9 protein-coding genes and 3 pseudogenes are annotated in these 11384 nt (G+C 69.4%); 7 read left to right on the top strand and 5 right to left on the bottom strand.

Annotation, left to right across the window (positions count from 1 at the left end):
* Window positions 1-161 precede the first annotated feature (161 nt).
* The gene (locus tag ABZ934_RS30415; protein ID WP_361319326.1) at window positions 162-1940 is read right to left on the bottom strand and encodes a phosphatidylglycerol lysyltransferase domain-containing protein; all 1779 of its coding nucleotides are present in this window, start codon (window positions 1938-1940) and stop codon (window positions 162-164) included.
* A 634-nt stretch (window positions 1941-2574) separates the two neighbouring features.
* Between ABZ934_RS30415 and ABZ934_RS30410 the strand changes: the two are divergent.
* Window positions 2575-3194, top strand: a pseudogene (locus ABZ934_RS30410) (transposase); the annotation flags it as partial.
* Window positions 3195-3424: 230 nt separating this feature from the next.
* Here the strand turns inward: ABZ934_RS30410 and ABZ934_RS30405 are convergent.
* The gene (locus ABZ934_RS30405) at window positions 3425-3796 is read right to left on the bottom strand and encodes a hypothetical protein (RefSeq protein ID WP_361319260.1); all 372 of its coding nucleotides are present in this window, start codon (window positions 3794-3796) and stop codon (window positions 3425-3427) included.
* 150 nt (window positions 3797-3946) lie between these two features.
* On the opposite strand from ABZ934_RS30405, the pseudogene ABZ934_RS30400 reads away from it, so the two are divergent.
* From ABZ934_RS30400 to ABZ934_RS30390, 3 genes and pseudogenes are all read left to right on the top strand, one after another.
* Window positions 3947-4144: pseudogene (locus ABZ934_RS30400) on the top strand (response regulator); the annotation flags it as partial.
* Between the two features lie 311 nt (window positions 4145-4455).
* Window positions 4456-4653, top strand: a pseudogene (locus ABZ934_RS30395) (IS5/IS1182 family transposase); the annotation flags it as partial.
* Window positions 4654-4875: 222 nt separating this feature from the next.
* Window positions 4876-5079 carry a cold-shock protein gene (locus ABZ934_RS30390; protein WP_361319258.1) on the top strand — a complete coding sequence of 68 codons (204 nt, stop codon included), beginning with the start codon at window positions 4876-4878 and terminating at the stop codon, window positions 5077-5079.
* A 283-nt stretch (window positions 5080-5362) separates the two neighbouring features.
* On the opposite strand, the gene ABZ934_RS30385 is transcribed toward ABZ934_RS30390, so the two are convergent.
* Window positions 5363-6562 (bottom strand): protein kinase, encoded by a 1200-nt coding sequence (locus ABZ934_RS30385; protein ID WP_361319256.1) that lies wholly within the window; start codon window positions 6560-6562, stop codon window positions 5363-5365.
* Window positions 6563-7096: 534 nt separating this feature from the next.
* Between ABZ934_RS30385 and ABZ934_RS30380 the strand changes: the two genes are divergently transcribed.
* Together ABZ934_RS30380 and ABZ934_RS30375 are read left to right on the top strand one after the other, a co-directional pair.
* Entirely contained in the window at window positions 7097-7534 is a 438-nt protein-coding gene (locus tag ABZ934_RS30380; protein ID WP_361319254.1) for a hypothetical protein, read from the top strand.
* A 441-nt stretch (window positions 7535-7975) separates the two neighbouring features.
* Window positions 7976-8200, top strand: a complete 225-nt coding sequence (locus ABZ934_RS30375) for a hypothetical protein (protein ID WP_361319252.1) — start codon at window positions 7976-7978, stop codon at window positions 8198-8200.
* Window positions 8201-8336: 136 nt separating this feature from the next.
* On the opposite strand, the gene ABZ934_RS30370 is transcribed toward ABZ934_RS30375, so the two are convergent.
* Window positions 8337-8570 (bottom strand): hypothetical protein, encoded by a 234-nt coding sequence (locus ABZ934_RS30370; protein ID WP_361319250.1) that lies wholly within the window; start codon window positions 8568-8570, stop codon window positions 8337-8339.
* A gap of 839 nt (window positions 8571-9409) precedes the next feature.
* Window positions 9410-9715, bottom strand: a complete 306-nt coding sequence (locus ABZ934_RS30365) for a chaplin (protein WP_361319248.1) — start codon at window positions 9713-9715, stop codon at window positions 9410-9412.
* 412 nt (window positions 9716-10127) lie between these two features.
* Between ABZ934_RS30365 and ABZ934_RS30360 the strand changes: the two genes are divergently transcribed.
* Window positions 10128-11216, top strand: coding sequence for an alcohol dehydrogenase catalytic domain-containing protein (locus ABZ934_RS30360; RefSeq protein WP_361319246.1), 1089 nt, complete (start codon window positions 10128-10130; stop codon window positions 11214-11216).
* The last annotated feature ends 168 nt before the right edge of the window (window positions 11217-11384 follow it).

The raw sequence follows: 11384 nt of genomic DNA, 5'->3' as shown, positions 1-11384 counted from the left end.
CTCGTTCGGAGCGGCCGGCCGTTCTGCCCGCCGGCCGCGCCGTACCGGCGATCAGTGCGAGCCTGCGCCGGATGACCGCCCTGGGGTTTCCCGGCCCTCGTGTGAAGGCACCTGACGCACAACCCCCGCTGCGGTCGGGGCACCTCGCCGGCCTTGCATCCTCAAGGCCGGGACCCGGTCTTCGGCTCGCCACCCGTGTGGCGGCGGCGGAAGAGGTCAGGCAGACGTGGAGCGTTGACGAATCCCTCGGCTCGTGCACTGGCGAGGGCGATCCGGGGCAGTTCGCTGCTCTTGGCGAACAGCAGGTAGCGGGGTTCCCAGATCGGCCGGTACTTGGCGTTCGCCCGGTACAGGGATTCGATCTGCCACCAGCGGGAGAAGAAGCCCAGGATCGAGCGCCACAGCCGCAGCACCGGGCCCGCGCCCAGCCGGGATCCTCGCTCGAAGACGGACCTGAACATCGCGAAGTTCAGTGAGACCCGCTCGATGCCAATCTCCCTGGAGCGCGCCATTACCTCGGTGACCATGTACTCCAGCAGGCCGTTCTCGGAACTCCGGTCGCGTCGCATCAGGTCGAGCGACAACCCGCGTTCGCCCCACGGTACGAAGCTCAGCAGCGCCCGCAGTTCCCCGTCTCCGTCGTAGCACTCCACCATCACGCAGCGGCCGTCCTGCGGGTCACCGAGCCGGCCCAGGGCCATCGAGAAGCCGCGCTCGGTGGCGCCGTCGCGCCACTGGTCGGCCTTGTCCACGAGAGCGGCCATCTCACCCTCGGGAATGTCCTCGTGGTGGCGGACGCGGACGGTGTATCCGGCGCGCTGCACCCTGTTGCATGCCTGGCGCAGCCCGCGCATCGCCCGCCCCTCCAGGGTGAAATCGGCCCGCTCGACGATCGCCTCGTCACCCAGCTCCAGAGCGTTCAGGCCGTGGCGGGCGTAGATTCCGCCCGCCTCCTCGGAGGCGCCCATCACGGCGGGCGCCCACCCGTGCTCCCGGGCCTCCGCCAGCCACCGCTCGATCGCGCCGGGCCACGCCTCCGGGTCGCCGATCGGATCACCCGAGGCGAGCGTGACACCGCCGACCACCCGGTAGACAATGGCGGCCTTCCCGCTCGGGGACCAGATCACCGACTTGTCGCGCCGCAGCGCGAAGTACCCCAGCGAATCGCGCTCACCCTGCCTGCGCAGCAGCTCCCGCAACCGCTGCTCGTCCGCTTCACCCAGCCACTCCCTGCCGCGCGGGGCACGGAAACACACGTACAGCACCAACAGCAGGGTCAGCGCACTCATCACGTTGATCGAGGCGTCCACCCAGCGCGGGACCGAGATCATTTCCTGCGCCCGCTCCGAGGGCTCCAGCGTGACCATTCGCGCCAGGGTGTAGCCCAACCGGTCCCACCAGGACGCACCCGCCACCGTATTGGCCCAGGTCACCAGGCCGGTCCCGATGCCGCCGCTGGCGGCCACACCTCCGGTGGCCACGGCCGTCGCGAGCGCGATGTTCGAACGGTCGCCCTTGGCGACGAACTCCTTGCGACCCACCAGCAGCATCAGCAGGAACAGGCCGGTCACAGCGGCGGAGAAGTAGTTGAACGGGTGGCGGCGGTAGCTGTCGCCGGGCTCGGACACCACCAGGAGAAGGATCATCAACAGGAGTGTCAGTCCGGCCAGCCCCAGGTTGAAGATCCACGCGGCCCGCTTGTGTCGCCGCATCACCACCGAGAGGAACAGTGACAGGACCACCGACACCAGGCCCGCCGTCGCCAGGTACGGGGTGAAGTACCGGCCGTCGGCATTGTGGATGCGCACCTGGGCCCGAAAGGGCACCGACAGGACCGCCACCAGGTTCAGCGCGGCGACCAGCCGCAGGTACCAGACGGAACCGCCCGCCGCCCCCCTCCGCCACCGGACAGCCGCCGTAGACCGGGACTCACTGCGCATCGGCGCCTTGTTCACGGGTGGACTCTGGGGGCCAGAACGGTTTACGGACACGAGAACGCGTCACCTTCTCAAGTGGGCGGCAGGACACGCAAGGAGGGCCGGCAGGCACAAAACGCCACACGGCAGGTCACCGGCAGGCGCGCAGCGCGGCCCGCGCAGCGCTACGTACCCCTGCCGCCCCGCCTCTGACGTCTACAGTACTGTAGACCGATGGTGTGGTCACCCTTGTCGCGTCATCGGTGGAGCGACGCGAGGCGGCCCGAGGGCCCCGGTGTCCTCCGGCGCCGCGGCCCGCAGCACTGCGTCTGCCGCAATCGGCGTCGACCCTGGCAGCGGTTCTCCCCGCACCTCGGTGGATGCGATGGCTTCTTCAGTGCCAGAAGTGCCGGAAGCGCCGCCGGCACACCAGCTGATCGGCTCGGCGGCGGCAGGGGTGGCAGGGGCGTTGGCGAGTCGGATAGCGGCCATGGCGGCCATGCCTTTCACGACTGTTGCGACAGGGCCCGGATGGGCGACGCGGCCCCCGCCGGCCACGGGATCGCTTCCTTCGCGATGAGGGTGGTGTGCCGCAGCGGCTCCGGCTGTCCGGGAGGGTTCGCGGGACGTAGCTGCTGTTTCAGGTCCCCACCCGGCTGTGGCTCCGCTGTTGCCGGGTGCTCCCGAGCGCAGTTACCGCTATCTCGGGCGATTGCGTGTTCCCCACCGGGTGGCCCTCGCGGCGTCTTGTAGGTGCTGCGGACCGGTGTCGCATGGCGCGACGTCCCGACGGAGACCGTGGGCTGCTCCGGGGTGACGGCGTGGCGCCGCTGCGGGACTGGACAGAGGTCGGCGTCCGGCCGCGTCTGCACGCGGCCTTGCTGGCCGAGTTGCGAAGCGCCGACCTGCTGGACTTGGACGACTGTCCCGTGGACGGGTCACACGTCCGGGCTCTCAAAGGGGATCACCCAGCTCATGCCGCTGCTGGACTCGGTCCCACCGATCCGGGGCCTGCGAGGACGGCCCCGCCGCAAGCCCCGGCGCCTGTACGCGGACCGGGGCTACGACTTCGACAAGTACCGCCGCCTATTGTGGAAGCGCGGCATCAAACCCATGATCGCCCGGCGCGGCGTCGCCCACGGCTCTGGACTGGGCAAGGTCCGCTGGGTGGTCGATTGCGCGTTCGCCTGGCTGCACCAATTCAAGCGACTCCGCATCCGCGACGAGCGACGCGCCGATCTTCACCAGGGTCTGCTCGAACTGGCCTGCAGCCTCATTCTGAAACGATCAGTTAGTCCCGATGAGGTGTGGGTGGCTGTGTCCTTTCCCGCGTCTACGGTGCCCCTGTCACCGCTCGGCCCGCTCGCATCCGCCTGGCGCCGAGCCGGCGGGACGGATTTTTCGGGCCTGCCGTGGACACAGAGGCCGGCGTGAGAAACCGAGGCGACGGACGGTGGTGCCGTTCCCGCTCTGGCCAGCCGCACGGAACGGCACCACCGCCCGGCCGGTCACTCCTTCCCGGTGAACTGGTGGTCGACGGAGCTGTTGGCGTCGGCGTGCCCGCCGGGGCCGTCGGAGACCCCGTTCTCCGGCGCCTCGCCGGCCCGCTCCTGCTCCTGGGCGTCGCCGGCGCCCTCACGGTCGACGGCATCGCCGGACTTGTTGGTGTCGGGCGTGGTCTGGTCGCCCTGCTGGATGTTGTCCCGGTCCGGCCCGGTGGCGTTCTCGTCCGGGTCGGGGGTATGGGCGTTCGCGGAGACGGACGGCGTGGCGACAGGCGCAGCGGTGGTGGAACTCGCCATCGCGATTCCGCTCGCCGCTCCGCCCGCCAGCAGCGCCGCTCCCGCGATCAGGGCGATCCTGCGTCGGATGATGGTCATGGTGCTTTCCCTTGGCTTGGATTGGTAGGTCCTGGTGGACAAACATCAGCCTGCGACCGGGCCGCTGAGAGGACACTGAGAGAGCGTGCTCCCACCTCCTCTCAGCAGGCGGCTCCTACGGTGCGGCGTACCGTAGGAGAAGAGGCGGCCATGGGCGTGCTGGTGATCGAGGACGAACGCGGCCTCGCGGCGGCGATCGCCCGCGGGCTCGCCGAGGAGGGCTTTACGGTCGACGCGGCCCACAACGGCGTGGACGGACTCTGGAGCGCCACCCACGAGCCGCACGACGTCATCATCCTCGACATCATGCTGCCCGGACTGTCCGGATACGAGGTCCTCAAACGGCTCCGGGGGGCCAAGAGTTCCTCGGCGAAGCCGAGGACCTCGCCACACGCCACAAGGCGCAGGGCCAGCGCCTCTACATCCCCGGCGTTGTCTCCAAGGTTCAGGCGCCGGGCTTCAGGATCAGCGTCCACCACGCGCTCCGCGAGGACGAGCAGGCCATCAACTACGCGGCCAAGATCAACGTCGGCGCGCGCGGAGAGGCGCGGCCGCTGTGCATGGACGTCGCCCGGGTATGGCAATCCCTCGACGAGCGCGGCTGGGCTTTCGCCACGCTCCGGAAGCTGGAGCAGTGGGCCGGGGCTCCCGGCCGGTCTGAGCCCGAGGACCACGCACTCGGACGCTCCCGCAGTGGCCTCGGCACGAAAGTCCACCTGGCCAGCGAGAGCCGGGCACGGCCTCCGTCCTTCCACGTCACCGCAGGCCGGCCAGGTGACGCGCCGCCTTGAGAAGCGGTCATAACCGGAATTCGGATCCCGCGGGGCGGACTCGGCAGGCCAAGAACCCGACCTGAGGGTGGACGACGAGCCGATTCTGCTCTCCGGCGGGGATGCTGGCCAGGACGGCGTGGGGCGTACGCAGGTGAGGCCACGTGAGTGACCTCTTGGTGCTCCTGCCGGTGCAGGGGTTCGAGTGGTGGCCGCTGCGGACATAGTGGAGGTGCTGGGGTCGTAAGTGGATGGTCCTGGCCGGTGCGGCGTGGTCGCATCGCGGAACATGGCAAGGGATATGAACTGATGGCAAGCGGCACCGTGAAGTGGTTCAACTCGGAGAAGGGCTTCGGATTCATCGAGCAGGACGGTGGTGGCCCGGACGTGTTCGTCCACTACTCCGCCATCTCCGCCAGTGGTTTCCGCGAGCTGCAAGAGGGCCAGAAGGTGACCTTCGACGTCACCCAGGGCCCCAAGGGGCCCCAGGCGGAGAACGTCGTCCCTTCGTAGCGGACGACCAGCGCGCCACCCGCGTATGACATCAGCGGCTGAACAGCCCGCGGCCGCGAGGCGGCCGGGGGCTGTGGCCGTCGGGCCCCTCGGTCGGTGCGCCGTGCGGGCACGGCACCTGGCCTTGGATCATGCGTCGGCCGCGGTCGACCGGAGGCTGTTCGTGCCCGAGACCCGGCCGCCGAAGGTCGCGAACGCGCCCCCATCCGCAGCGGGAAGGGCATCCGCTGTGGGGTCCGGCCCCAGAAGAACGCGGCCTGAACGACCCTGCGAACGTAGGCGGTCACAGCCCGGCTGGAGCTACCAGCGAAACCACAATGGCCGTCAGGAAGAAAAGCACCACTGCTCCGTGAAAGACCATTCCGACAGCCGTCTCGATCTTGACTGCCCTGCTCGGTGACCCGTGACGCCGGGCAGCGGCCGAGCATGACAGCCACAGTCCCGGGACCCCGACGACGAAGGACCCCAGGCCCCCGAGCACCGCCAGCCGGCCCGTGTCTTCCATCTGAGCCCCTAGCAGCCATGTGAGCAGGCCGAGCGCCTGGGCCGCGAGCAACCGGCGCACGTGCGACAGCCGACCACCTACGGCCAGCGGGGGCCGAGGTGGTCGCGGGGGCACGAAGGCGGGCTGCTGCGCCGGTGTCGTCGGGGCGGGTTCTTGCAACGCCGCACGCATCGATTCCGCGTCCGGATAGCGCAGGGCGGGGTCTTTCGCCAGGGCGCGGGCCAATACGGCCTCCACGGCTGGGCCTGCCGCGATGCCCAGGGAGGCAAGGGTGGGCGGCGGAGCGGTGAGGTGGAGGTAGCCGATCGCATAGCCGGAGTCCGCCTCGAAGGGGAGCCGCCCGGCGAGCATCTGGAACAGCATCACAGCGACCGAGTAGAGATCGGAGCGGCCGTCGATATCGGAGCGACCCAGCACCTGCTCCGGTGACATGAAGTGCGGGGTCCCGATCAGCAGGCCGGTTCGCGTGAGGGCGGTCCCGCTCCCCTCGGCGGCCCGCGCGATGCCGAAGTCCGCCACCTTCGCCGTCCCGTCCGCCGTCAGCAGCACGTTCCCCGGCTTGATGTCGCGGTGGACCAGCCCGTGCGCGTGTGCCACGGCGAGCCCGGCCAGCACCTGCGAGGCGAGATCGAGAGCCTGCGTCACCGGCAGGGCGCGCCGTGCCCGCAGCAGATCGGCGAGGCTGCGGCCGTCGACGAGTTCCATCACGATGTGCGGGACGGGCTCGTCCCCCACATCGTGGACCGCCACCACATGCGGATGACTGATGGCGGCCATGGCCTGCGCCTCACGCCGGAACCGGGCCGGATACCCGTCATCGAACGACAGCCCGGTCCGCATCGCCTTGAGTGCGACCATCCGGGCCAACTTCGTGTCGTAGGCCCGAAAAACCTCGGCCATGCCGCCGCTGCCGAGCTTCGCATCGATCCGGTAGCGGCCACCGGCCAGCGTCGCTCCGGGCCCTAAAGTGTCCCCCACAGGGCCGATCACGGCACAAGCCGCCTACGCGCAGGCGAAGTCCGCCAATTGTCCCAGCGGAGCCCGTTGATGCGAGGGGCAAGCAGCCCGGGCGGTACGCAGGACAGGCGCCAGCAGCCGGGTCAGCCGGGCAAGAGCCCCGAGGAGAGGCCAGGGGCACCAGGCCGCCGGGCCGTCGCACCGTCCCCAGCAGCCGGAAAAGGTCTCCCGCAGCCTGGATGAGGAGACCAAGCGCCACCGTGAAGAGGACATGGTCGGCGAGGGTGATGTCGAGGGTGACGAACTGTGAAGGTGCAGAGACCGCAGAGAGAACGGAGGGGGGCGCCGTCGCGGTCGACGACGCCCTCCACCTTGCAAGAAGACCGCGCCCGACCGAAGCGAAGGCAGCGCCCGGTAACCGTCGTCAGACCAACCGCGTCCTCGGCCGTCAGGGCATCGGTTCGTCACGGCGGTCGCTCGGGTAGTCGGGGTGGAAGACGGCGGTGCTGCCTACGCCGGGTATGCGTAAGGCGCCGGTGGGTGAGGGTTGGGGGCATGAGCGCTGATCACGGCGGAGATGAGGCGGGGGATGTGTTGGCCGTCTATCTGCGGGCGTTGAGAGCGCGCATGGAGGGTGATCATTTCGCGTTGGTGGTCCGTGCCGTGCAGCAGACCTGCGCTCGGCTGGCCGACGGTTACCGGGCGCTCTTGGAGGTGCCTGGTGAAGACGGGTTTGCCGGTGATCTTCAGCGTGAGTATCTGAGCCTGTTGGCGGTGATGATCACGGGCTCTCTCGACCACCGGGTGGTCGAGCTCCCGGGCCCTGCGGGGCGTCGGGGGTGGGCGGTCGTGCGGGCCGAAGCCTGTTCGGCGCAGGACGCCTGTGCGCTGCCGGCCGAGCGGGCCGGCTCGGGTGGCGAGCGGGCCCGGATCGACGCCGAGCTGGACGGCATCGCCCGCGCCTGCCGTCCCGCTACCCCCGGAGAGGCTTAGCCTCAAGCCCTGATCGACGGTCAGGGGACGGATGAACTTCTCACCCGATCGCGTCCGCTCGAAGTCGAGCCCGGCCTCTGTCGGGTGGTGCTCGTGCCCGACGCGGCTCCGTGAAGGTCGTGCGGAAAATGCCGGCGTACGGGCTGTCCCGCAGAGTCAGCCACACCTGACACCTGGCCTTGCTGCGGGACTTGTTGGCCTTCTTCGGCTGGCGGGCACGGTCTTTGTCTTGTCGAGGTGGCTGTACATGGGCACGATTACTTCGCGGTGGGCGCGCGGTTGAAAGCAGTCCCTACCCTGGGCGGCGCTGCATATCGGCGTTACGCTCAACAAGCGCGGCGGTCGTCCCCGCCGCGGGCGGCAGGCGGGAGAGCAATGTGGATCTTCTTGGTGCTGGGTACGCGGCCCGTCGCTCTGCTCCTGTGGATCTTCGCTGGACAAGTGAACCAGCAGGTGGACAGCCAGTTCGCCGGTGAGGTGATCGCCCTTTCGGTCCAGCGCGTCACGCTGACCACCGGCATGCGCACCGACTACCTGATGAGGATCCGTGCTGACGACGGCCTGCAGTTCACCTTGCAGGTGAAAGACGACGTGTACGCCTCGTTCGCTGTCGGCGACCGTAAGGTCAAGCAGGCCGGGACACGCTGGCCCACGAAGGCGGCATAACGTCGGGAGCCGCCCGCGTATCCAACACGTTCGGGGCCCGCGGTACAGGTGTGTACCGCTCATGATGTGTCACCCCGAGTGAGGCAACCTGCGTTGGCGGAGGCGAACCGGGCTCCTTTCTGCAGGATGTATCCGCTCACCCGAGGCGGTCCGGGCAGCCCTCTGCTTGCGCCTGCCGTATTGACTTCAGACATTCGGTGGCCTGCTCGGGAAGGGCCTGCACCAGGGGCAGGAGAAGAGGGGGACAGAAGGTCATGAGGAGTCGTTCTACGTCGTGCACCGAACGGGCGTGTACCGCCACGGTCGTGGTGACGGCGTTGCTGATGATCGGTGTATCGGCATGCGGTGGCGAATCGACCGTCGAGTGCACGGGCGGGGCGTACGAGGCCGAGTGCCATCCGGTCGCCCCACCGGCCCACAGCACCGCCGACACCGCGTTCCCCACGCCCGCGTTGACGCCGTCGAGGCCATGCCCATCGGACCGGGCCGAGTTCTACAAGGCGGTGCACAACAGGACCCTGGACTGGGCCTGCCCACCTCCCACCTTCCTCAACCCACCCCCGCGCACCGCCGCACCCCTACCATCCCCGTGAGGCACTTACCTGTGACTCGGTGGGACCGGCTCGCCAACAACGTCACCCAGACCCTCGCCACTCGCCGCCAATCGCCCGCCGGGGGCCGGGACACGGTGCTGGCGGGGGTGGGGCGGATCGCTCGGGTGGGTCGGGCGGCGGTGGGCGTGCTGGCGCGCCGGCACCCGGACTTCCCGACGCGGTGGGTGGTACGGACGTGCATCCGGAGTTCGACCGGCGCGCGGTGGTCGCCTGGCTCCTGGCCCACGACAAGATCACCGTTCCCACAGGGGTGCCGGTGCGGGTGGCCGCCAGCGGGGGCGGGTACGCGCAGCTTCGCCTCGATGACCCATGGCCGGTCTTGGCATGTCGGGCTTCTCTCGCCCCATTCCGTCCCCGAGAGCGGTACGCGTGCCCGCCGACCGTGGTGACGCCGTCGGGGTCACCGTGGCATGTTGCGGGGAGAGTCCCCCTTCTGGGGTGTCGAGTGTGCGCCGTGTGGGGTGGCGGTCCGGCCTTCCCAGGATGTGGGGGAGGCCGGAGCGCTCAGGGGGTGTGCTGTGCGGCTGGTTCGGAGGATCGTGTGCTCTGTCGGCTCCGGCGCTGTGGCTGCCGGCGGGTCGGGGGCCTGTGGTGCTCAGTACTCGCCGTGCTGGTCCTTGTGGTGGTGCTCGGCCTTGTAGTGGTCTTCCTTGTCATCGCCGCTCTTGTTGATGCAGACGTTGCCGAAGGCCGGGTTGAGAGCACCGACGACGTTGACGGTGTTGCCGCAGATGTTGATCGGGATGTGGATGGGCACCTGGACGATGTTGCCGGACAGGACGCCGGGGGAGCCAATGGCAGCGCCGTCGGCCGTGGCGTCCGCGGCCGCCAGGCCGGCGCCGCCGGCGAGGATGGCGGCGGCTGAGGCGGTAACCGCTACGGCCTTTGCGATACGCGACATCAAGATCTCCTCATGATTGTGGACCTGCCGCAGGGAGTACGGCACGTGCGACCCTTCAAACAGCACGGGCAGGTAGCCGGTTACGACGGTTGGGCCGGATCGGTGACCCGGACCACCTCTCCGGTCTCAGCGGGCCAGGCGCAGCCCGGGCACGGTCAAAGAATGGCGCCCAGAATGACGGAGCGTCACCGGCGCACGGCAGCACGATCCACTTCACCGAATTCGTGCCTGAACCGAGTTCAACCGTCGCCGAGAGAGGCCCCCGGCATCCCCCATCACACTTTCGCGGCAGGCATGGACGGGTCTGTCAGGCCCATGCCGGGGACCGTCCGGCCCTGTCTGCGAACCCCGCGATGGAGGCAGCATGAGCTGACCCTTGCCGGAGCCCGGGACAACAAGAAGAGGTGGCGTCATGAAGGCACTCGTTTTCCAGGGGCCGGGGCGCACTATGTGGCGGGACGTGCCGGATCCTGCGATCAGGGATCCCGCCGACGTGATCGTGCGCGTGGACGCTACGACCATTTGCGGTACGGACCTGCACATCGTCAAGGGTGACCTACCGGAAGTCGTTCCGGGTCGGGTGCTTGGTCACGAGGCCGTGGGCACAGTGGTGGAGAGCGGCGGTGACGTCCGCTCGGTGCGGTCGGGCGACCGGGTGCTGATCTCTTGCATCTCGTCGTGCGGCCGGTGCCGGTTCTGCCGCGAGCGCCGCTACGGCCAGTGCCGCGGGGGCGGCGGCTGGGTGCTCGGCCACAGCATCGACGGCACCCAGGCCGAATACGTCCGGGTACCGTTCGCCGACCTTTCCGTGTACCCGTTGCCGAGCACGGTCGACAGTGCCGACGCCGTCCTGCTGGCGGACATCTTTCCCACCGCCTACGAAGTGGGAGTACTGAACGGCAACGTGCGGCCCGGGGACACCGTCGTCGTGGTCGGCGCCGGCCCCGTCGGGCTCGCGGCCATCGCCACGGCCCGGCTCTTCTCGCCGGCCCGCATCATCGCCGTGGACCTCGGGCCGTCCCGTCTGGCGAAGGCCCGCGAGTTCGGTGCAGAAGCGACCGTGAGCGCCGCCGAGGAGCCGGAACGGCTGGTGGACGACCTGACCGACGACCTCGGTGCGGATGTCGTCATGGAGGCCGTGGGCTTGCCGGAGGCATTTGAGATGTGCACGCGCATGGTCCGCCCGGGCGGACGGATCGCGAACATCGGCGTCCACGGCAAACCGGCAACCCTGCACCTCGAGGACCTGTGGGCCAAGGACATCACCCTCACCACCGGGCTGGTGGACACCTACTCCACACCGATGCTGCTGCGCATGCTGGCAGCGGGCCGGCTGCCGACATCGTCGCTGCTCACCCATCGCTTCGAGCTGCGTCAGATGCAAGAAGCTTATGAGGTGTTTTCCCACGCGGGGGAGACGGGCGCGCTGAAGGTCGTGCTGGGTGAGTCGCGGCACGACGATCTGGCGGTATCGAACCCATCGAGAACCCAGCGGACGTGAGGGGCATTCCCGGGACCGGTTCTGAACGGGCTCCGGTGGCCGTCGGGCGCGGCGGCGGGGCGTGGGGCCGGTGCCGTGGTAGGTGCCGTTGCCCGCGAAGAGCAACCAGACCTTACGGGGCCGGCCGGCGAGGCTCATCCCGTCAGTCGCCCTGAGCGGGCCCGTGCC

The sequence above is a fragment of the Streptomyces sp. NPDC046557 genome (genome assembly GCF_040645975.1).
In the GTDB taxonomy this organism is placed as follows: Bacteria; Actinomycetota; Actinomycetes; order Streptomycetales; family Streptomycetaceae; genus Streptomyces.
This window is presented reverse-complemented; position numbering and strand designations above follow the sequence as displayed.